We start from the raw sequence: 19565 nt of genomic DNA, 5'->3' as shown, positions 1-19565 counted from the left end.
GCGCGGATGCACGGCCGGGGCACGGGCGCACTGCGGAATGCGCGAACTCGTCGTGCATCCGTTCCCGGCTCGTGCAGGTGGTCCCCTTCATCGCGGTGCTCCGGCGAACCAGGGGGCGAGTGCCGCGTATGCCGCGGTGAAGCGGTCATGACGCTGCGCGTAGACGGCGTGGCGTGCGGCATCCGGAGTGAATTCGGCCGTGACCTCGCTGAGCGCACGCGCCGCGGAGAAGTCGGCGAGGCCGAGCCCGACGGCCGCGGTGACCGCCGCTCCGAGGCTGTTCGCCTCCTCGACGATGGTGCGCCGGCGAACGGGCACGCCCCAGACGTCGGCGAGGATGCCGAGCCACGCGTCGCTCTGCGCGCCGCCGCCGACGGCGTCGATGCGGTCGATCACCGCACCGGACTCGCGGAACGCCTGGATGCAGGTGAGCAGGTTGAATGCGACGCCCTCGAGCACGGCGCGGGTCAGGTGCGCGCGGGTGTGGTGGCGTCCGATGCCGACGAAGGCGCCGCGGGCATCCGGGTCCCACAGCGGGGCGCGCTCGCCGAGCAGGTAGGGCAGGAAGTAGAGGTCCTCGGTGTCCAGCCCGCCGGCGGCCTCGGCGGTGAGGGCGGCCGTGTCGGGGCGGGACGGGTCGGGCGAGAGGACCTCGGAGATCCACTGCACGGATGCCCCGCCCGCCTGCATGGTGGCGGTCGGCACGAACGAGCCCGGCACCACGTTGTCGAACGTGAAGGTGCGCATGCCGGGGTCGTGCAGCGGAGCATCCGCCGCGAACGAGATCCACGAGGAGGTGCCTAGGCACACGTACGCCCCGTCCTCGGGGGCGACCACGCCGGATCCGACGGCAGCCATCGGGCCGTCGCCGCCACCCATCACGACGCGGACACCGGAGTGCAGCCCGAGTGCTTCGGCCGCGGCATCCGTCAGCGTGCCGGCGATCGCGGTGGATTCCAGGATCTCGGGGAACAGCGCGGGGTCGAGGCGGGCCGCGGCGAGGACCTCCTCCGACCAGGAGCCGGTGCGCTGATCGAAGGCGTTGGTGCCGGATGCGTCGGAGCGGTCGGTCGCGAGCCGGCCGGTGAGGCGCAGCACGATGTAGTCCTTTGCGACGCAGACGCGGCGCACCCGCGCCCAGACCTCCGGCTCGTTGTCGCGCACCCACATGATCTTCTCGACCGAGTAGGTGGGGTTGAGACGGTGACCGAGCACCTCGTGGGCGTGCTCGGCGCCGAGCGCCTTCTCGAGCTCGCGCTGCTGGGCGCCCGATCGGGTGTCCGCCCAGATGATCGCCGGGCGGGCGGGTGCGCCGTCGGCGTCGAGCAGCACCGCGCCCATCATCTGACCGCTCACCACGAGGCCCCTCACATCGCCGATCGCGGTGCCGGTGCGGGTGAGGAGGTCGCGGGTGGCGTCGACGACGGCGTTCCACCAGTCGTGCGGGTCCTGCTCGGCGATTCCGCCGGCGGCGAAGCGCGCCGGGTAGGGCACGGTGACGGATGCCACGAGGCGGCCGTCGTCGTGGTGCAAGGACGCCTTGTTGCCGGTCGTCCCCAGGTCGTGCGCGATGATCACAGTCCGTGCCCGTCGTCGGAGGTAGGAGAGAAGTGCTTCGGAGTATATCCTGTAATTACAAGTTACCAGGAGGGCCATCTTCGTGAGCATTCAGCCGGACATCCCCGTACTGCTCGACATCTCCGCCACGGGCGGGATCGAGGGGCGCAGCCGCCGCTACGAGAAGTTCCAGGGCGACATGGCCGGCGTCTACCGCGATGACACCGCCTGGGAGTCCGCGGTCGCCGAGCGTGGCTCCGACGAGCTCGTGTACTGGGTCGACGACCACCGTTACCAGGAGGGCCCCGGCGCGCTCATCGTCGGCACCAGCACTCTGCTGCCAGGACGGATCGGGGACGAGTTCGCGGTCACCCGCGGCCACATCCACGCCGTCTCCGATCGCGCCGAGCTGTACTACTGCCTGAGCGGTCACGGTGTCATGCTCCTCGAGACGCTGGACGGGCAGTCCTCCGCCATCGAGCTCACGCCGGGCAAGGCCGTGAACGTGCCGGGCCACTGGATCCACCGCAGCGTGAACGTCGGCGACGAGCCCTTCGTCACGCTGTTCTGCTACGCCGCGGACGCCGGGCAGGACTACGGCGTGATCTCGGATGCCTGCGGCATGAAGAACCTCGTCGTCGCCGACGGCCCGGGCTGGAAGCTCGTGCCGAACCCCGACCACACCGGATATCGCGCGGCCGAGGCCTGATGCCCGCGCCCACCATTCTGCACGCGACCTTCACCGCGCGCCCTGGAGCGGGCGACCCCGTCGCCGCCCTGCTGCGCGACTTCGCCGTAGCCGTGCGCGCCGAGCCCGGATGCGTCGTCTTCGACGCCACCCGGCTGGTCGACGCCCCTGACCGCTTCTTCGTGTACGAGGAGTACCGCGACGAGGCATCCTTCCAGGCGCACCTCGCGAACCCCGCCGGCGGCCCGTTCAACGCCGCCCTGCAGGAGCTGATCGTCGAGCCGCGATCGCAGCTGACGTTCCTGACGAGGATCTGACACCGCCGCCGCTTGCCCGCCTGACCGGCGCACTGCCACACTCTGGGCATGACCGCATTCGTCGACGATGACGTCGATTCCGTGGAATCGGCGCCTCCCGCCCTGCACCGCTCACGGCGCCGTCTCCTGGCCGGGCTCGGAGTCGCAGTCGCCGCCGGAGCCATCGTCGCGGGCGGGTACCTGTGGGCCGCCCACTCCGCCGTCGCCGCAGTGCACGCCGGATACGACGCGGAGCCGGTCGAGTGCGACACGGCGGAGGTCGCGTCGGTCGACGTGCTGCACGACGGATACCTGCATCCCACGGTGCCCCTGCAGGACGGCATGACCTGCACCCTGCGGATCCATGTCTCCAATGACGGCTGGGCGGATGCCAGGATCGATGCCGTGACCGTGAACGGATTCGGCACCGACAACCCGCTCGGACTGCGGGCGGAGTCCGTCAGCCCCAACGGAGGCACCGCCGTCGGCAGCGACGACGCCGCCGCATTCGCGCTCTCGCCTGAGGTGAGCATCGCCCCGGGCGAGACGACCCTCATCGAGGTCGTGCTCTCCTACGCCGGGGGTGCGTCGATGGTGGAGTGCTCGAGTCAGGGCTGGGACATCCCCGTCGTCACGGTGTCCGCCCTCGGAGCGACCACCGCCGTTCAGCCCGGCGAGCAGATCTTCTTCTTCCAGGGCGACCCGGCGACCTGCGCCGAGTGACCGTGCCTGATGAGGCCCGCCGAGCGGAGGGGAGGCCTGCAGGCACGTTCGACGCCTGAAGGCAGATCCTGCCGCATCCGGCCTGCAGGCGTGATTCCCGCCTGCAGGCGTTGCGCCGCGAACTGCGCCCGCCACGCGAACCCCCGGAACGGCAAGAGGTCCCCCGCCCGAAGGCGAGGGACCTCTTCTCGTCAGTCAGCTCACTCGTAGAGCACCGCGGCGATCTTCGGGTCGTCGAGGTTGGTCGAGTCGTACCAGTAGGAACCGGTGTCGTAGAACTTCTCCACCGACTTGCCGTTGGCCAGGTCGTAGGCGGCCTGCACGACGGTCTTGCCGATGCCGATCGGGTCCTGCGTGATCGCGCCGGCGAGGACGCCGGACTTGATCGCATCGACCTGGGCCGCACCGGAGTCGAAGCCGATCGCCGTGATGTCCTTGCTGGTCTTGCCCAGTTCGGACAGCGCGTTGGCGACGCCGACCGCGGAGCCCTCGTTGGTGGCGTAGATGCCCTTCAGGTCGGGGTGCGCGTTCAGCATCGACTTGGTGATGTCGGCCGACTTCAGGTGATCGCCGTCGCCGTACTGGATGTCGACGATCTTGATGTCGGGGTAGTCGGCCTTGATCTTGTCGACGAAGCCGTCGCGACGCTCGACACCGGTCGAGTTGATCTGCGAGTGCGCGACGATGGCGACGTCGCCCTTGCCGCCGATCAGCTCGGCCATGTGCTCGGCCGCAAGTGCGCCGGCGACCTTGCTGTCGGTCGCGGCGAGGGTCTTGCCGACGTCGCTGTTGCAGGGTGCGTCGAAATAGGCGACCGGGATGCCGGCCGAGTCCGCCGAATCCATCAGCGGGATGCAGGCCTCGGGGTCGAGCGCCGCGTAGGCGATCGCATCCGGCTTGGCATCGATCGCCGACTGCAGCATCTGCAGCTGCTTCTCGATCTCGGTCTCGGCACCGGGACCGTCGAAGTGGATCTTGACGCCCAGCTCCTTGCCCTGCTCCTCGGCGCCGGTCTTCACGGCCTGCCAGAACTGGTGCTGGAACCCCTTCGAGACCAGCTCGATGCTCATCTCCTTGGTGTCGCCCTTGTCTCCGTCGGCGGCAGGCGTGTCGCCCTTGCCGGTCGAGCAGCCGGCCAGAGCCAGCAGTGCCACCGTGGCGACCGCAGCTGCGGCGAACTTCTTTCCGTGCTTCATGTGAAACTCCATCGTTCTCTCTTGGTGGGTGTTCGGGTGAAAGGTCTCAGGACTTGCCGCGGTTGCGCAGCGAGTCGAAGAACACGGCGATCAGGATGACCAGGCCGGTGAGGATGTACTGCCACTCGGTCTGGATCGACATGCTGCGCAGGCCGTTGATCAGGATGCTCATGATGAACGCGCCGATCACCGTGCCGACGATCGACCCGCGTCCGCCGAGCAGCGACGTGCCGCCGATGATCACCGCGGCGATCGCCTGCAGCTCGTAACCGGCACCGGCCGTGGGCTGCGCCGAGCCGAGTCGCGCGGTGAGGAGCACACCGGCGATGCCGATGAACACGCCGGCGAAGACGTACACGATGATGGTCCAGCGGCGGGTGTTCACGCCCGACAGGCGGGTGGCCTCCTCGTTCGAGCCGATCGCGAAGGTGTATCGGCCGAGGATGGTCTTGTTCAGCACCAGGTAGGCGAACACGGCGAGCACGATGAAGATCAGCACGCCCGAGGGCAGGCCGGCGAAGTAGCCGTCGGACCACATCAGGATCGGGTCGAACTGCACGATCCCGGTGACCTGCTTGCGCACGTCGGGGGCGAACGTGATCGGCTTCACCTGTGAGATCACAAGCGCCAGGCCCTGGGCGATCATCATCATCGCCAGTGTGGCGATGAACGGGGGCAGCCGCAGGAACGTGATGTTCAGGCCGTTGATGAGCCCGATCAGCGCTCCGGTGGCCAGGGCGCCGATGACGCCGATCCACACCGGCAGGCCCCACGCGGTGATGAACGTGCCCATCATGACCGAGCACAGCGTCATGCCGAAGCCCAGCGACAGGTCGATGCCTCCGGTGACGATGACGAACGTGGTGCCGAGCGCCAGGACGCCGACGAGCACGGTGGACATCAGGATGTTCTCGATGTTCGAGCTCGACGTGAAGTTCGAGCCGAAGATCGAGAAGAACACGAACAGCACGACGAGGGTGCCGAGCGCCAGCCCCTGCTGGACCGAGTTCTTCAGGGCGGCCGTGATGCGACCCTTCTGGGTGTTCTCGTTCACCGCGGTCTGCACGACGGTCGTGGTCGAGTCGCTCATCAGTTGTCCTCTCCGTGTGCTGCGAGATGCATGATCTTCTCCTGCGTTGCTTCCTCGTTGCGGAGCTCTCCGGTGACTTCCCCGTTCGCGAAGACCGTGATGCGGTTCGCGATCCGGAGCAGCTCCGGCAGCTCCGACGAGATGACGATGATGGACTTGCCCGCGTCGGCGAGCTGCTGCATGAGGCGGTAGATCTCGTCCTTCGCTCCGATGTCGATCCCTCGGGTGGGCTCGTCGAAGATGAGGATGTCGCAGTCGCGCATCAGCCACCGGGCGATGACGACCTTCTGCTGGTTACCGCCCGAGAGCAGCTTGACCACCTGATTGACCGAGGGCGTCTTCACGCGCAGCTGCTGCACGTACTCCTTGGTCTTGTCCTTGGCCGTGCGGTCGCCCATCCAGCCGATGCCGTTGGCGTAGGACGAGAGCGACGCGAGCACCGTGTTGAACGTGACGTCCTGCTCGAGCATGAGGCCGAGCAGCTTGCGGTCCTCGGACAGATACCCGATGCCGCGCTTCACGGCGTCCTCCGGCTGGCGGATGCGGGTCTCGCGGCCTGCCACCGAGATGGTGCCGCTGTCGCGGGGGTCGGCGCCGATCACAGCGCGCGCGGTCTCCGTGCGCCCGGCCCCCATGAGCCCGGCGAACCCGAGGATCTCACCCTTGCGCAGCTGGAAGGAGACGTCCTTGAGCAGCGCCTTGGTGGACAGCCCCTGCACGTCGAGGACGACGGGAGAGTCGGCGAAGTCGCGCGGCTCGGGTCGTGCACCCTCGTCGATCGCCCGGCCCACCATCATCTCGATGACGGTGGGGATGCTGATCTCGTCCTTCTCCAGCGATCCGATGTATGCGCCGTCGCGGAGCACGCTGACGCGGTCGGCGAGTCGGCGCAGCTCGTCCATCCGGTGCGAGATGTAGACGATGCCGGTCCCCCGGGCGCGCAGCTGATCGATCAGCGTGAACAGCACCTCGACCTCGGTGTCGGTCAGCGCCGAGGTGGGCTCGTCCATGATGAGCACCTTGGCGTTGAACGAGAGCGCCTTGGCGATCTCGACCATCTGCTGCTCGGCGACGGTGAGCTCGCCGACCTTCTGCCGCGGGTCGAGGCTGATGTCCAGATTCTTGAGCAGTTCGGCCGTCTGCCGGTTCAGCTCGCGCTCGGAGACGAAGGGGCCCCGGCGCGGTTCCCGCCCGATGTAGATGTTCTGCGCGACCGTGAGGTCGGGCATCATGTTGAGCTCCTGGTGGATGATCGTGATGCCGAGCTGCTGCGCCTGCAGCGGCCCGGTCAGCTCCACGGGCTGCCCCTCGAAGAAGATCTCGCCCTCGTCGCGCGTGTAGATCCCGGAGAGGATCTTCATCAGGGTCGATTTGCCGGCGCCGTTCTCCCCGACGAGCACGAGCACCTCGCCGGCGCGCACCTCGAGATGCACGTCTTTCAGCGCCTGGACCCCGGGGAAGCCCTTGCTGATGCCCTCGACCCGAAGAATGGGATCGCTCATACCTCACCTGCTCCCTTGAAGGCTGGTCGGACCCGCGAAGCGGGCCCTCATTCAAACATCGGATCAATTCTGCTTTGCGCGACCGGGTTGCGCAAGTTGTATCTAAATGTATCTAACGATCGATCGATGCGGAAGGCCTGTAATAACATCTTGATCACGGATGCTCGCGACGGTCGCGTGCGGAAAGGCGGATCATGCTCATCGGCGCGCACGCCCTGGTCTTCAGCGGTACCTTCGACGAGGTCGGCCTGCGTCGATCCATCCAGGGGACGAAGGCCGCCGGCTTCGATCTGATCGAGATCCCGCTGATGGACGTCGCAGGGTTCGACTCCGGCCTCGCCGCGCGGATGCTGCAGGACAACGAGCTCGCCGTCACCGCCTCGCTCGGCCTGACCGCCGAGACAGACCTCACCTGCGACGACCCCGCAGTCGTCGCCGCGGGCGAGGACATGCTGGAACGCTGCCTCGACCATGTCGCGACGATGGGCGGAGATGTGCTGTGCGGCGTGATCTACTCGGCGATGCGCAAGTACATGACCCCCGTGACCGCGTCCGGCGTCGCGAACAGCCGTGCGGCGATCGGCCGGCTGGCGGAGAAGGCCGCCGCTCGCGGCATCCGCCTCTCGCTGGAGGTCGTGAACCGCTACGAGTCGAATGTCTTCAACACCGGCCGCGGAGCGCTGACGTTCATCGACGGGATCGGCCGGGACGATGTGTCGGTGCACCTGGACACCTACCACATGAACATCGAGGAGTCGGATCTGTTCCAGCCCGTGCACGACGTGGCGGCGGCCGGGAAGCTGGGCTACGTGCACATCGGCGAGAGCCATCGCGGTTACCTCGGCACCGGCTCGGTCGACTTCGGCACGTTCTTCCGCGCCCTGCACGATGTCGGCTACGACGGCCCGGTGGTGTTCGAGTCCTTCTCGTCGGCCGTGGTCAGCGCCGAGCTCAGCAACACCCTCGGAATCTGGCGCAATCTGTGGCAGGACTCCGACGATCTCGCCGCGCACGCGAACCGCTTCATCCGTGACGGACTCCACGCCGTGCGCACGATCGATCAGCACTGATCCCCGCCCGTCGACCCGCCGTCAGTCCGACGGGTGCCCGACGACTCCCTTGCGCAGCAGCGCATTGCCGTACTTGCGCGTCTCGCCGGTGCGCACCATCAGGTACGCCCCCTTCGCGACGTCGTAGTAGTCGAAGCGCTCCACGAACCGGGTCGTCGGCTCATCGGTGCCGGCTGCGGCCATCAGCTCGCGCTGCACGTCGAGCACCGTGGCATCCGCCGACTCCATGAGGTCGATGCCGGGTGCGTCGTCGAGCGGGAGCACCGAGCGGATCGCCGCGACGACCTCCGGCGTCGAGGTTCCCGGCAGGTCGATCACCCGCTCCCCCAGCGCCCAGGCCGGGAAGTGCGCATCGGCGACGACCACCGAATCGGAGTGCCCCATCCGGTCGAGATGCAGCAGCAGCTCACCGGTGAGCAGCGGATTGATTCCTTCAAGCATCCGTGAGTCCTTCCTCGGCGAGCTCGGCCCACAGCTCCGCAGGGATGTCCAGGGCAGCGTACTCGGCGTTCTGCGAGAGCTGGGCGGGGCGGCTTCCGCCGACGACGACTGAGCGCACAACGCCCGCCTGCAGCGGGAACTGCACCGCGGCAGCCGGCAGCGGCACGTCGTGGGCGCGGCAGATCGCCGCGATCCGCACCAGCCTGTCCCAGAGCTCGTCGGGCAGCTGACCGTACTCGTAGCGGCCGTCGCGACGCGGCTCGCTCTGCGCGAGCAGGCCGGAGTTGAACACGGATGCCGCGACGATTCCGGTCCCGCGCTCGGCGCAGGCCGGCAGCACCTCCGCAGCTGCCGGCTGCTCGAGCAGCGTGTAGCGTCCGGCCACCATGATCAGGTCGAGGTCGGCCTCGCGCACCGAGCGTGCGAGTGCCTCGGAGACCATCGAGCCGACGCCGACGGCGTCCACCCGTCCCTCGGCGCGCAGCGCCTCGAGTGCGGGGAACGCGCTCTCGATCGCCAGGTCGAGGTCGTTGCGCTCGGGGTCGTGCAGGTAGAGCAGATCGATCTTCTCGATGCCCAGTCGCTCGCGGGACTCGTCGAGGCTGGCTCGGATGCCGGCCTCGGTGAAGTCCCACACCCGCTGCAGGTCGTCTGGCACATGGAAGTCGTTCGCGGTGTCGAGTCCCGCAGGTGCCGGGTTCGGCCGCAGCAGCCGGCCGGCCTTCGTCGACAGCACGAACTCGTCGCGCGGCTTGGTCTGCAGGAAGGCGCCGAGCCGGCGCTCCGACAGCCCGAGACCGTAGTGCGGCGCGGTGTCGTAGTAGCGGATGCCGGAATCCCAGGCCGCCTCGAGGATCGCCCAGGCCTCATCGTCGGTGAGCGCGCGGAACAGGTTGCCGACGTTCGCGGCCCCGTAGCCGAGCTTCGGGAACTCAGACGGCATGCTGCCCCTTCCAGGTGTACTCGGCGATGCTGTCGGCCTTCATCTCCATGCCGTTGCCCGGCGCGGTCGGCGCCATGTACGACCCACCCTGGATGTCGGTGGGCACGACGAAGTGCTCGTGCAGGTGGTCCACGAACTCGATCATGCGCCCCTCGCGGGTACCCGTGACGGCGACGAAGTCGAACATCGAGAGGTGCTGCACGGCCTCGCAGAGGCCGACACCGCCGGCGTGCGGGCAGACCGGGACGCCGAACTTCGCGGCCAGCAGCAGGTTGGCGATGTTCTCGTTCACGCCGGCGACGCGCACGGCGTCGATCTGCATGACCTCGATGGCCTTCGCCTGCAGCAGCTGCTTGAAGATCATCCGGTTCTGCGCGTGCTCGCCGGTGGCGACCCGGATCGGCGCGACGCCACGGGCGATCTCGGCGTGCCCGAGTACGTCGTCGGGGCTGGTGGGCTCCTCGATCCAGGCGGGGTGGAACTCGGCGAGCGCGTTCACCCACTCGATCGCCTCGGAGACCTCCCAGCGCTGGTTCGCGTCGATCGCGATCGGGAAGTCGGGTCCGACCACCTCGCGCGCCTTGCGGAACCGGCGGATGTCGTCCTGCAGGTCGGCGCCGACCTTGAGCTTGATCTGGGTGAACCCGTCGGCCAGCGCCTCGCGCGCCAGCCGCTCGAGCTTCTCGTCCGAGTAGCCCAGCCAGCCGGGGCTGGTGGTGTAGCCCGGGTAGCCGGTGGCGAGCAGCTGCTGCTCGCGCTCCTCGCGGCCGGCGATGCCCGCACGCAGGATCTCCAGCGCGTCCTCGCGGGTGAGCGCATTGGTCAGGTAGCGGAAGTCGACCAGGTCGACGAGCTGCTCCGGCGACATCCGAGCCAGGAGCTGCCACAGCGGCAGACCGGCGCGCTTGGCCTTGATGTCCCAGAGCGCGTTGATCACGGCGCCGATGGCCATGTGCATGACGCCCTTCTCGGGCCCGAGCCAGCGCAGCTGCGAGTCGCCGATGAGCTCACGGAACGTGCCGCCCATGTCGTCGAGCAGCGGCTCGATCTCGCGACCGACCAGGTGGCCGGCGAGCGCGTCGATGGCCGCGACCTGCACGTCGTTGCCGCGGCCGATGGTGAAGACGAAGGCATGGCCCGCATCTCCGGCATCCGTCCGGACGATCACGTACGCCGCCGAGTAATCGGGGTCGGGGTTCATCGCGTCCGAGCCGTCCAGGCTCAGGGATGTGGGGAAGCGGATGTCGCTGGTGTCCAGCGCGACGATACGGCTCACGGGGCTCCTTCAGATCACTTGGAGTGTAAACATCCGATGTCTATACTGTCAATGAGCGCGCCGATGCGCTGACGATGAAGAGGAGAACCATGAAGTTCGCGCGAGTGGGAGAGCCCGGGAGCGAAGTGCCCGTCGTCATCGACGGCGATCACACCTACGACCTGCGCCCCGTGACATCCGATGTGAACGGCGACTTCCTCGCCGACGACCCGGTCGGCCGCACGCAGGCCGCGCTCGACGCCGGCACCCTGCCGGAGATCGCGGATGCCGCGACGCAGCGCCTCGGGTCGGCGATCGCGCGCCCGAGCGCCGTGATCTGCATCGGACAGAACTACGCCGCGCACGCCCGCGAATCCGGGGCCGAGCCGCCCACCGTGCCGATCATGTTCCTGAAGACGCCGAACACCGTCGTCGGCCCGGATGACGCCGTGACCATCCCCCGCGGCAGCGAGAAGACCGACTGGGAGGTCGAGCTCGGCATCGTCATCGGGGCGCGGGCCGCGTACCTCGACTCCCCCGCCGAGGCCGCCGCGCACATCGCCGGCTTCGTCGTGGCGAACGACGTCTCGGAGCGCACCTTCCAGATGGAGGTCTCCGGCGGGCAGTGGTCGAAGGGCAAGATCGCCTACGGCTTCAACCCGACGGGCCCCTGGCTGGTCACCCCCGACGAGGTCGACGCGCAGAACCTGCGCCTGCGCAGCTGGGTGAACGGCGAACCGCGTCAGGACTCGAACACGAATGACATGATCTTCGACATCCCGACGATCGTGCACCACCTCTCGCAGTACGTCACCCTCGAGCCGGGAGACCTCATCCTCACCGGCACGCCCCAGGGCGTCGCTTTCGGCGGGAAGTTCCCGTACCTGAAGGCTGGAGACGTCGTCGAGATCGAGATCGAGGGCCTGGGTCACCAGCGCCAGGAATTCGTCGCATGGAAGGCAGAGAAATGAGCGCACAGCTCGAAGGGCTGGTGGCGATCGTCACCGGCGGAGCATCCGGAATCGGCGCGGCCATTGCCGCGACCCTGCACGAGCAGGGCGCCCAGATCGCCGTGCTCGACCGCGACCCGTCGGGCGCCGACGAGCGCTTCGCCGCATTCACCGCGGACGTCTCGGACCGTGCCTCGGTGGATGCCGCGGTCGCGGCCGTCGCGGAGCGGTTCGGCCGCATCGACATCGTCATCAACAACGCGGGCATCGGCGCCCAGGGTGACGTGACCGCAAACGACGACGACGAGTGGGCACGGGTGCTGTCGATCAACGTCACCGGCATCGCCCGCGTGACCTCGGCCGCGCTGCCGTGGCTGCGGCAGTCGCCGTCGGCGGCGGTGTGCAACACGGCATCCATCGCGTCGACCACCGGCCTGCCGCAGCGCGCGCTGTACTCGGCGTCGAAGGGCGCCGTCTCGGCGCTGACCCGCGCGATGGCGGCCGATCACCTGCGCGAGGGAATCCGCGTCAACGCGGTCAACCCCGGCACCGCCGACACCCCGTGGGTGGGCCGCCTGCTCGATTCGGCCACCGATCCCGCTGCGGAGCGCGCCGCGCTGAACGCGCGTCAGCCGCACGGCCGCCTGGTCTCCCCCGACGAGGTCGCCGGTGCCGTGCTGTACCTGGTGTCTCCGGCATCCGGTTCGACCACCGGAACCTTCATCGAGGTCGACGGCGGTATGGCCCAGCTGCGCCTGCGCGCGGAATAGTCCCGCCGAGGCCCCGCTCCTCGCCGCGTCCCCTTGCAGCCCAGGTCGCACTTCGTCCCGGTCTGACCGCGCCCTCAGCATCCAGGTCGCACTTCGCCACGCTCTGAACGCCGGAGAGCGGGATGAACTGCGACCTGGATGCGCGTCGCGCATCCGCAACGTGACCGACTGCGACCGGAAAGCTGCGGTGGCTGTCGCATATCGCGCGGCGCTGCCTCCGCTTTCCAGTCTCAGTTGGTCACGGAATGCCGACCTCCCAATTCCCCAGGTCGCACTTCGCCACGCTCTGATGGCCGGAAAGCGGGACGAACCGCTACCCGAGCGCGCCAGGGATGCCGGTGACGAGATCGATCGGGGACCAATTCGACTCGTCCTCCACAGCCGCCTTCCGCAGATTGCCCTGTGGAGAACGTGCCCCCTGCAGCTCGGCGATGCCAACGTGGGGCGATGCGAACCCCATACCCCCTCCCCTCGTCACTCGGGGAGCGCTTCTCCGTGCAAGATGGAGCCGCCGCAGGAGTGAACCGCGGTCGTCTTCACCGCCGCGACCTCGAGATCCCCTTCCGGGGCGTGCGCGCGAGAATCGCGAAGGTTGATCTCGACGACCTCGATCGATACGAACGGCAGGCCGCGGAACGACGACTTCGCGCTTGGCAGTACACCCCGCGACTCCACACGGGACAGTTCGTCAGTCATGAGAGCGCCGTCGCGATGCGCGGCGGCCCGCTGCCACTCGTCTGGACGGTGACGGAAAAGGGCGAAGATGCGCCAGCCGATGGGCTGACGCTGCCCGTGCACGTCAGCACCTTCGGCGATGGCGCGCTCGTGCGTGCGACCGGGGTACGCGGGCACCGTGCAGATCCTCGATTCGCCCGAGTGATCGAGGCGAGCGGCATCCGAATCGCCTCATCACCGACGATGTGGGCCCAGCTCGGAGCGTGGAGCATCTTCGACCTGGTCGCGCTCGGCGACTATCTCTGCCGCGTCCGCCGACCGGGCTACGGGAGGAAGGACGTCGGTCGCGCACCGTTCACGACGATCGCTGAGCTGCGCGCCACTGTCGCGGCCGGACGCTGGGGGCATGTGCGTCGACTCCGCGAAGCGGTCGACCTCGTCCGGGAGGACTCATGGTCACCTCGGGAATCGCGACTCCGCCTTGACATCGTCTTCGCCGGGCTGCCCGAGCCGATGCTCAACCACGACGTCTACGACGACCATGGTCGGTTCCTCGGATGTGTAGATCTCGCCTACCCTGACAGGAAGATCGCCATCGAGTATCAGGGCGCACTGCACAGCAGGCAGTACGCCGCCGACATCGAGCGGATCGCGGCACTGCGCGCCGCAGGCTGGATCGTCATCGAAGTCACGAGCGCGTCCCGCACCGATGATGTCCTCGCCCGTATCCGTCACGCACTGCGGCGCTGACCGCCGCGGTATCCCGGTCGCATTTCGTCACGCTCTGACCGCCGGCTAGCGGGGTGAACTGCCACCTGAGTTCGAACGCGTACCGGAAAGCGGGCGAAGTACCACCGGGACGACGGGCGGCACGCCCTCGCGCCCTGACCGGACGACCGCCGCGGCCGCGAACTCTGATCGCACTTCGCCCCGGAAACAACACACCCCCGGCATCCTCGTCGCACTTCGTCACGCTCCGAACGCCATGGAGCGGGACGAACTGCCACCCGCGCGCAGACTGACGCCCGGCAACGGGATGAACTGCGATTTGGCCGCCGCGCGCCGACACCGGCCGCGCCCGTCCGCGCTCCAAGTCGTCAGGCCGGCGGCCTTCGTCGTCTCCGCCGCCCTGTCAGGCGACGCGCTCGTGCGGCTCCGCGAGCACCGGCTGCACCGGGCGGCCCGGCACCAGGGCGCCATCCGCGACGAAGCCCTCCGGGCGGCCGCGCAGGTCGGCGATCAGGCGCGCACGGCACGCCTGAAGAGCGGATGCCGCGGCGGCATCCGCCGACAGATCGTGCAGCTCCCGGGGATCCTCGACCAGGTCGAACAGCTGCTCGACGCCGTTGCCCGACAGCCAGACGTACTTCCAGCGGCCCGTGCGGATCCACTGCATCGAGTGCCCGAGGGCGATGTGCTCGCCGTGCAGGTGCGGCTCGTCGTCCTGCAGCGTCGCAGAAGGCGCGGTAGACGTCCGTGCACCGGCCGGCGCCGGCTGCCCGGTCCAGGGCGCCGCATCCCGCACCGACACCGCACCGAGCAGGTCCCGCCCGTCGACTTCGTCCGGTACCGGCACACCGGCGCAGGCCAGCAGCGTCGGCATCACGTCGCGCAGCTCGACGATCTCGTCGCTGACCTGCTGCGCGTCGATCGTCGGCCCGGCGAGGATCATCGGCACCCGCGCCGAGCCCTCGTACGGATATCCCTTGCGCCACAGGCGGTGGTCTCCGAGCATGTCGCCGTGGTCTGACGTGAACAGGATGTAGGTGTCGTCGGCGACCCCGAACTCGGCGAGGATCTCGAGGAACCGGTTGACCTGCGCGTCGATGTGGCTGATGTGCCCGTAGTAGCCGGCGCGCGCCCGGTGCGCGGTGCGGGCGTCGTACTGCGCGACGTTCGCATCCGGCAGGGCGTCGTTGCGCAGGTGGTCGAACTCCCCGGCCCAGTCCCCCACCGGCGGCTCCAGATCAGGAGCATCCAGGTACTGCTCGAACGCCCACGCCGGCGGATCGTAGGGCGCGTGCGGCCGGTGGAACGACAGGTACAGGAAGAACGGTCGCGTGGGGTCGCGGCGGTACAGCCAGTTCTCGGCCTCGGTCACGACCCAGTTGGTCGGATGCAGGCGCTCGGCCTTGTCCCACGGCCGGGCCACCACCGAGTTGCAGTTGATCCCGTTCTCCAGGTAGTCCTCGACGGCCGATGATCCGGCCTGCGCGCGCAGCCAGGTGAGGTAGTCGTCGTAGAACCGGGCATCCCGCTCCCGCCTGCGGGAGTGGTGCAGGTAGCCGTCGTGCAGGATGACGTCGTCGAAGCCGATCCGCACCCGCTCCGGCGAGTAGTGCATCTTGCCGATCGCCTGCGTCTGATACCCGCCGCCCGCGAGCGAGCGCGGCAGCGTCTCGGAGATGTCGAAGTCGACGCCGTCGGCGTAGCCGACGCGGCGGTGATGCTCCTGCGACAGTCCGGTCAGCAGCGCCATCCGCGCCGGCACGCACGTCGGGGTGGCGGAGTACGCGTTCGAGAACCGCACACCGCGCGCGGCGAGCGCGTCGAGGTACGGCGTGCGCACGATCGGATGCCCGTCTGCGGAGAGGCAGTCGCCCCGCCACTGATCGACGCAGATGAGGACGACGTTGGGAGATGCCGGCATGTTCAGCACGCTACCCTCAGCGGATGCCGTAGAACGCCAGTGCGTTGGACCAGAGCACCTTGTCGGGATCGAGGCCCCGATCCGCGGTCCAGTCGGCGATCGTGTGGCACCAGTCGTCGCGCACACCCTCCATGAAGAAGTCCTCGCCGCCGTCGTCGGAGGTGTGCATGGCCGACACCGGCCAATCGCTCCCCCACATCAGCCGGTCCTCGCCGAAGGCCTCGGCGACGACGTCCAGGAACGGCTCCAGCTGCTCCTCGTCCCAGTGCCCGCCTGCTTCAGCCGGCAGGCCGGAGAGCTTGACGTACGTCTGAGGGTGCCGCGCGAGGTCGGCGATGTCGCGCTTCCATTCGGCAGTGGGACGCAGCGGCGCGGCGTCGGTCCCCACCGCCGGCTTGCCGAGATGGTCGAGCACGATCCGCAGGTCGGGAACGGCCTCGGCGAGCGCGGTGACGTCGGAGATCTGACTGTCGCGCACGCAGGCGTCGAAGGTCAGGCCGCGGGATGCCACGGCGCGGGCGCCCTCGATGAACTCCGGCATACGGGCGAAGCCGTCCTTCTCGCCCTGCAGCAGGTGCCGCACCCCGATGACACGCTGGTAGGCCGCCAGTTCGTCGAGGTGCTCCTCGGTCCTGCGTCCGCGGTCCAGCCGTGCTCCGGCGACGATCGCGACGACGCCGCTCTCGAGGGCGATCGAGTCGACCCACCGCACCTCGTCGATGGTCTGCTTCTCGACGGGATCGGCCTGCACGAAGATCGCGACCTGCTCGTCGACGTCCTCGATCTGGTCGTCGAGCAGCTGCTCGGCGGCGTACGCCTCGTCCAGCTCTCCTTCCAGCCACGGATAGGACAGGACCTCGGGGTCCCAGAGGTGCAGGTGTGAGTCGACGACGCGCATGTCTCCCATCCTGCCCCAGACATCCGATCACTGTGCGAGGATGTCGCCATGGCAGTGACTGATGAGGCGATCGAGAAGATCAAGGCGATGATCGTCTCCGGCGAACTCGGCCCGGGCGACCGGCTGCCGCCGGAGAAGGAGCTCGCCGAGCGGCTGGGCCTGTCCCGCAATTCCATGCGCGAGGCGGTCAAGGCCCTCGAGGTGATCCGCGTTCTCGACGTGCGCCGCGGCGACGGCACCTACGTGACCAGCCTGGAGCCGCACCTGCTGCTCGAGGCGATCACGTTCGTCGTCGACCTGCACGACGACGACTCGCTGCTCGAGCTGTTCGCCGTCCGGCGGATGCTGGAGTCCCAGGCCACCGGCCTCGCCGCCGGCAACGCCACTGCGGAGCAGGCGGCCGCCCTGCAGGAGGAGGTCGCCTCCGTCGACTCGGACACCGTCTCGCTCGATGACCTGGTCGCCCACGACATGCGCTTCCACCGTGAGATCGTGCGACTGACCGGCAACGACTACCTGGCGAGCCTGATCGAGAGCCTGAGCAGCCAGACCGTTCGGGCGCGGGTCTGGCGCGGTCTCACCGAGCAGAACGCCCTCGACCGCACGCTGTCCGAGCACCGCGCGATCGCCGACGCGATCGCCCAGCACGACTCGGCTCTGGCGACCTCGCTGGCCACGGCGCACATCGCCGGGGTGGAGCGCTGGCTGCGCCAGGCCGCGGAAGCCTGAGCCGGGTCAACCGCCCAGCCGCACCATCGTCTCGTCGAACTCGGCCGCCGACGCGTCGCTGGTCGGGTCCGTGAGCATCGCCTCGATCACGTCAGGGGCCGCGGTGAAGTAGGGCACGCCCGCCTCACGCAGACCGACGATGTCGGCCGGCGATCGCAGGCTCGCCGCGAGCACGTTCGTGCCGGTGCCCTCGCAGACCGACTGCATGCGGGCGATCATGGCGTCGCCATCCATTCCGGCATCCCGCATCCGGCCGAGGTACGGGGCGACGTAGTGCGCGCCGATGCTCGCGCAGGCGAGCGCCTGGGCGACCGAGTACACCGCGGTTACCAGTACGGTCGCGCCGCCGCGCACCAGGGCGGTCGCCGCCGCGAACCCCTCCGTCGTAGCCGGGACCTTCACGGCCACGCGGTCGCCGAGAGCGAGGATGCGCTCGGCGTTGCGCAGATACGCGTCGCGGTCGGCTCCCCAGGTCTGGAAGAACACCTCGTGCGCACCCCCGCTCACCCAGTCGGCGTACAGCGCGGGGATCTCGGATGCGGTGCGTCCTCCCCGCTCGAGGATGGTCGGATTTGTCGTCACCCCGTGCACGACGCCCGTCGCGAGCAGGGCGCTCACGCGAGCGCCGTCGGCGCTGTCGACGTACAGGCGGGGTGCGGTCATGCGGATGCTCCTCCTCCAACCTGTCGTTACAGGTTCCGATGCCGCTAATGTAATGACAGCGTTCCCCGCTGTCAAAAAGGGTCGCGCCCGTCGAAGACGATCGAGGAGTCCCATGCCTGCCGAGCAGACCGACCGTTCCGGTGTGGTGATCGTCGGAAGCGTCACCGCAGATGTGACCACCTTCTCGCAGCGGCTCCCGGCCCGTGGCGAGACCATCCTCGGCGACCAGTTCACTCTGCTGCTGGGCGGCAAGGGCGCGAATCAGGCGGTCGCCGCCGGGCAGGCAGGCGCACGCACCAGCTTCGTCGGATGCGTCGGCGACGACCTCTTCCATGACCTCGTCGTGGACGGGCTGAGCGCCGCGGGCGTCGATCTCACCCATCTGCGCACCGTGCCGGGGCCGACCGGCATCGCGCACATCCGCGTGGACGCCTCCGCGCAGAACGACATCGTCATGGTGCCGCTGGCGAACGCGCACCTCAGCGCCGCGCAGATCGACGCCGCGCTCGAGTCGCTCGCCCCCACCACCTCCGTGCTGCTCACGCAGCTCGAGACTCCCGCCGCCCTGACCCGTCACATCACCGCCCGTGGACAGCAGCTCGGCATGACGGTCGTGCTCGACCCCGCACCCGCCGCTCCGCTCGACCCCGACGTCTGGCCGAACATCGACATCGTCACCCCGAACGAGACCGAGGCGACGCTGCTCAGTGGCATCGAGGTCACCGACGCCGCTTCGGCGGAACGGGCCGGCCGCTGGTTCCTCGATCAGGGCGTGGGCGCGGCGGTGATCACCATGGCGGAGAAGGGCTCCTGCGTCGTGACCCCGGAGGGGACGACCTTCATCGACCCGATCCCGGTCAAGCCGGTCGACACCACCGCCGCAGGCGATGCCTACGCCGGATACCTCGGCGCAGCCCTCGCCGACGGCTGGACGCTCGCCGAAGCCACCGCGCTGGCCAGCGCAGCCGGGGCCATCGCCGTCACCCGTCAGGGCGCCTCGCCCAGCCTGCCGCACCGACACGAGGTCGACGATCTGCTCGCGGCATCCCGCGTCTGAAGGAGCATCCGCATGCGCAAGACATCCACGACGATCAACCCCGCGCTATCCCGGGTGATCAGCGAGACCGGCCATACCGACCTCATCGTCGTCACCGACGCCGGCCTGCCGATCCCGCCGGGCTCCGAGCGGATCGACCTGGCCTACCGGCCCGGAGCCCCGGCCTTCCTCGACGTGCTGGACACCGTGCTGGCGGAGCTGGTGGTCGAGGGGGCGACGGTGTCGGCCGAGGTCGCCGAGCAGAGCCCGCATGTCCTGGAAGCCCTGCGCGAGCGCCTGCCCGGCATCGAGATCGAGCTCGTGCCGCACGTCGAGTTCAAGGAGCGCACCCGCACCGCGCGCGCGTTCGTGCGCTCCGGCGAATTCACCCCCTATGCCAACGTGATCCTGCAGGCGGGGGTGGCGTACTGAC

General features: G+C 68.9%; 21 protein-coding genes. 10 read left to right on the top strand and 11 right to left on the bottom strand.

Annotated features, from left to right (window positions below; translation table 11 throughout):
* Positions 1 to 87 precede the first annotated feature (87 nt).
* On the bottom strand, positions 88 to 1578 hold the full coding sequence (xylB, locus tag ACFVDO_RS09675) for a xylulokinase (RefSeq protein ID WP_378858581.1): 1491 nt from the start codon (positions 1576 to 1578) through the stop codon (positions 88 to 90).
* An 82-nt stretch (positions 1579 to 1660) separates the two neighbouring features.
* Between xylB and ACFVDO_RS09670 the strand changes: the two genes are divergently transcribed.
* Genes ACFVDO_RS09670 through ACFVDO_RS09660 form a run of 3 tightly spaced genes read left to right on the top strand, consistent with a single transcriptional unit; the run spans position 1661 to position 3264 of the window.
* The gene (locus ACFVDO_RS09670; protein WP_378858582.1) at positions 1661 to 2266 is read left to right on the top strand and encodes a glucose-6-phosphate isomerase family protein; all 606 of its coding nucleotides are present in this window, start codon (positions 1661 to 1663) and stop codon (positions 2264 to 2266) included.
* Positions 2266 to 2562, top strand: a complete 297-nt coding sequence (locus ACFVDO_RS09665; RefSeq protein ID WP_378858583.1) for a putative quinol monooxygenase — start codon at positions 2266 to 2268, stop codon at positions 2560 to 2562. Before ACFVDO_RS09670 ends, ACFVDO_RS09665 begins: the two co-directional genes overlap by 1 nt.
* Before the next feature lie 48 nt (positions 2563 to 2610).
* A complete protein-coding gene (locus tag ACFVDO_RS09660) occupies positions 2611 to 3264 on the top strand; it encodes a hypothetical protein (protein ID WP_378858584.1) in 654 nt (217 codons plus the stop codon).
* A gap of 200 nt (positions 3265 to 3464) precedes the next feature.
* Here ACFVDO_RS09660 and ACFVDO_RS09655 read toward each other — a convergent pair whose 3' ends face one another.
* From ACFVDO_RS09655 to ACFVDO_RS09645, 3 genes are read right to left on the bottom strand one after another with little or no spacing between them, the layout of a single operon-like run.
* Complete coding sequence (locus ACFVDO_RS09655) at positions 3465 to 4460, bottom strand: ABC transporter substrate-binding protein (RefSeq protein WP_378858585.1); 996 nt, start codon at positions 4458 to 4460, stop codon at positions 3465 to 3467.
* Positions 4461 to 4506: 46 nt separating this feature from the next.
* A complete protein-coding gene (locus tag ACFVDO_RS09650) occupies positions 4507 to 5550 on the bottom strand; it encodes an ABC transporter permease (protein WP_378858586.1) in 1044 nt (347 codons plus the stop codon).
* Positions 5550 to 7052, bottom strand: a complete 1503-nt coding sequence (locus ACFVDO_RS09645) for a sugar ABC transporter ATP-binding protein (protein WP_378858587.1) — start codon at positions 7050 to 7052, stop codon at positions 5550 to 5552. Before ACFVDO_RS09645 ends, ACFVDO_RS09650 begins: the two co-directional genes overlap by 1 nt.
* Before the next feature lie 194 nt (positions 7053 to 7246).
* Between ACFVDO_RS09645 and ACFVDO_RS09640 the strand changes: the two genes are divergently transcribed.
* Entirely contained in the window at positions 7247 to 8122 is an 876-nt protein-coding gene (locus tag ACFVDO_RS09640) for a sugar phosphate isomerase/epimerase family protein (protein ID WP_378858588.1), read from the top strand.
* A 21-nt stretch (positions 8123 to 8143) separates the two neighbouring features.
* Here the strand turns inward: ACFVDO_RS09640 and ACFVDO_RS09635 are convergent, their stop codons facing one another.
* The 3 genes from ACFVDO_RS09635 to ACFVDO_RS09625 are packed head-to-tail and all read right to left on the bottom strand — an operon-like array spanning position 8144 to position 10782.
* Positions 8144 to 8563 carry an RbsD/FucU family protein gene (locus ACFVDO_RS09635; RefSeq protein WP_378858589.1) on the bottom strand — a complete coding sequence of 140 codons (420 nt, stop codon included), beginning with the start codon at positions 8561 to 8563 and terminating at the stop codon, positions 8144 to 8146.
* Complete coding sequence (locus tag ACFVDO_RS09630; protein WP_378858590.1) at positions 8556 to 9506, bottom strand: aldo/keto reductase; 951 nt, start codon at positions 9504 to 9506, stop codon at positions 8556 to 8558. Before ACFVDO_RS09630 ends, ACFVDO_RS09635 begins: the two co-directional genes overlap by 8 nt.
* Entirely contained in the window at positions 9496 to 10782 is a 1287-nt protein-coding gene (locus tag ACFVDO_RS09625; protein WP_378858591.1) for an L-fuconate dehydratase, read from the bottom strand. Before ACFVDO_RS09625 ends, ACFVDO_RS09630 begins: the two co-directional genes overlap by 11 nt.
* 89 nt (positions 10783 to 10871) lie before the next feature.
* Between ACFVDO_RS09625 and ACFVDO_RS09620 the strand changes: the two genes are divergently transcribed.
* Positions 10872 to 11732 (top strand): fumarylacetoacetate hydrolase family protein, encoded by an 861-nt coding sequence (locus ACFVDO_RS09620; protein ID WP_378858592.1) that lies wholly within the window; start codon positions 10872 to 10874, stop codon positions 11730 to 11732.
* On the top strand, positions 11729 to 12481 hold the full coding sequence (locus ACFVDO_RS09615) for an SDR family NAD(P)-dependent oxidoreductase (RefSeq protein WP_378858593.1): 753 nt from the start codon (positions 11729 to 11731) through the stop codon (positions 12479 to 12481). The genes ACFVDO_RS09620 and ACFVDO_RS09615 overlap by 4 nt, the downstream gene beginning before the upstream one ends.
* A 474-nt stretch (positions 12482 to 12955) precedes the next feature.
* Here the strand turns inward: ACFVDO_RS09615 and ACFVDO_RS09610 are convergent, their stop codons facing one another.
* Positions 12956 to 13333 carry a hypothetical protein gene (locus tag ACFVDO_RS09610; protein WP_378858594.1) on the bottom strand — a complete coding sequence of 126 codons (378 nt, stop codon included), beginning with the start codon at positions 13331 to 13333 and terminating at the stop codon, positions 12956 to 12958.
* Between the two features lie 24 nt (positions 13334 to 13357).
* On the opposite strand from ACFVDO_RS09610, the gene ACFVDO_RS09605 reads away from it, so the two are divergent.
* Positions 13358 to 13906: a hypothetical protein gene (locus ACFVDO_RS09605; RefSeq protein ID WP_378858595.1), complete on the top strand. Its 549-nt coding sequence runs from the start codon at positions 13358 to 13360 to the stop codon at positions 13904 to 13906.
* 382 nt (positions 13907 to 14288) lie between these two features.
* On the opposite strand, the gene ACFVDO_RS09600 is transcribed toward ACFVDO_RS09605, so the two are convergent.
* The gene (locus ACFVDO_RS09600) at positions 14289 to 15806 is read right to left on the bottom strand and encodes an arylsulfatase (RefSeq protein ID WP_378858596.1); all 1518 of its coding nucleotides are present in this window, start codon (positions 15804 to 15806) and stop codon (positions 14289 to 14291) included.
* Positions 15807 to 15822: 16 nt separating this feature from the next.
* Positions 15823 to 16704 carry an amidohydrolase family protein gene (locus ACFVDO_RS09595; RefSeq protein ID WP_378858597.1) on the bottom strand — a complete coding sequence of 294 codons (882 nt, stop codon included), beginning with the start codon at positions 16702 to 16704 and terminating at the stop codon, positions 15823 to 15825.
* 48 nt (positions 16705 to 16752) lie between these two features.
* Here ACFVDO_RS09595 and ACFVDO_RS09590 point away from each other — a divergent pair, with 48 nt between their 5' ends.
* The gene (locus ACFVDO_RS09590; RefSeq protein WP_378858598.1) at positions 16753 to 17433 is read left to right on the top strand and encodes a FadR/GntR family transcriptional regulator; all 681 of its coding nucleotides are present in this window, start codon (positions 16753 to 16755) and stop codon (positions 17431 to 17433) included.
* 6 nt (positions 17434 to 17439) lie between these two features.
* Here the strand turns inward: ACFVDO_RS09590 and ACFVDO_RS09585 are convergent, their stop codons facing one another.
* Positions 17440 to 18096: a transaldolase family protein gene (locus ACFVDO_RS09585; protein ID WP_378858599.1), complete on the bottom strand. Its 657-nt coding sequence runs from the start codon at positions 18094 to 18096 to the stop codon at positions 17440 to 17442.
* Between the two features lie 112 nt (positions 18097 to 18208).
* Between ACFVDO_RS09585 and ACFVDO_RS09580 the strand changes: the two genes are divergently transcribed.
* Positions 18209 to 19153, top strand: a complete 945-nt coding sequence (locus tag ACFVDO_RS09580) for a ribokinase (RefSeq protein ID WP_378858600.1) — start codon at positions 18209 to 18211, stop codon at positions 19151 to 19153.
* A 12-nt stretch (positions 19154 to 19165) separates the two neighbouring features.
* Positions 19166 to 19564, top strand: a complete 399-nt coding sequence (gene rbsD, locus ACFVDO_RS09575) for a D-ribose pyranase (protein WP_378858601.1) — start codon at positions 19166 to 19168, stop codon at positions 19562 to 19564.
* The last annotated feature ends 1 nt before the right edge of the window (position 19565 follow it).

Origin of the sequence: Microbacterium sp. NPDC057741 (assembly GCF_042798735.1) — a bacterium.
Lineage (GTDB): Bacteria > Actinomycetota > Actinomycetes > Actinomycetales > Microbacteriaceae > Microbacterium.
Note: the sequence above shows the minus strand (reverse complement) of the source record. Positions and strands in the feature narration are given on the sequence as shown.

Bases quoted from the DNA above. Each gene is read 5' to 3' on its own strand.
- ACFVDO_RS09665 (WP_378858583.1), top strand. From the start codon at position 2,266: ATGCCCGCGCCCACCATTCTGCACGCGACCTTCACCGCGCGCCCTGGA.
- ACFVDO_RS09660 (WP_378858584.1), top strand. From the start codon at position 2,611: ATGACCGCATTCGTCGACGATGACGTCGATTCCGTGGAATCGGCGCCT.
- ACFVDO_RS09655 (WP_378858585.1), bottom strand. From the start codon at position 4,460: ATGAAGCACGGAAAGAAGTTCGCCGCAGCTGCGGTCGCCACGGTGGCA.
- ACFVDO_RS09650 (WP_378858586.1), bottom strand. From the start codon at position 5,550: ATGAGCGACTCGACCACGACCGTCGTGCAGACCGCGGTGAACGAGAAC.
- ACFVDO_RS09645 (WP_378858587.1), bottom strand. From the start codon at position 7,052: ATGAGCGATCCCATTCTTCGGGTCGAGGGCATCAGCAAGGGCTTCCCC.
- ACFVDO_RS09640 (WP_378858588.1), top strand. From the start codon at position 7,247: ATGCTCATCGGCGCGCACGCCCTGGTCTTCAGCGGTACCTTCGACGAG.
- ACFVDO_RS09635 (WP_378858589.1), bottom strand. From the start codon at position 8,563: ATGCTTGAAGGAATCAATCCGCTGCTCACCGGTGAGCTGCTGCTGCAT.
- ACFVDO_RS09630 (WP_378858590.1), bottom strand. From the start codon at position 9,506: ATGCCGTCTGAGTTCCCGAAGCTCGGCTACGGGGCCGCGAACGTCGGC.
- ACFVDO_RS09620 (WP_378858592.1), top strand. From the start codon at position 10,872: ATGAAGTTCGCGCGAGTGGGAGAGCCCGGGAGCGAAGTGCCCGTCGTC.
- ACFVDO_RS09615 (WP_378858593.1), top strand. From the start codon at position 11,729: ATGAGCGCACAGCTCGAAGGGCTGGTGGCGATCGTCACCGGCGGAGCA.
- ACFVDO_RS09600 (WP_378858596.1), bottom strand. From the start codon at position 15,806: ATGCCGGCATCTCCCAACGTCGTCCTCATCTGCGTCGATCAGTGGCGG.
- ACFVDO_RS09595 (WP_378858597.1), bottom strand. From the start codon at position 16,704: ATGCGCGTCGTCGACTCACACCTGCACCTCTGGGACCCCGAGGTCCTG.
- ACFVDO_RS09590 (WP_378858598.1), top strand. From the start codon at position 16,753: ATGGCAGTGACTGATGAGGCGATCGAGAAGATCAAGGCGATGATCGTC.
- ACFVDO_RS09585 (WP_378858599.1), bottom strand. From the start codon at position 18,096: ATGACCGCACCCCGCCTGTACGTCGACAGCGCCGACGGCGCTCGCGTG.
- ACFVDO_RS09580 (WP_378858600.1), top strand. From the start codon at position 18,209: ATGCCTGCCGAGCAGACCGACCGTTCCGGTGTGGTGATCGTCGGAAGC.
- rbsD (WP_378858601.1), top strand. From the start codon at position 19,166: ATGCGCAAGACATCCACGACGATCAACCCCGCGCTATCCCGGGTGATC.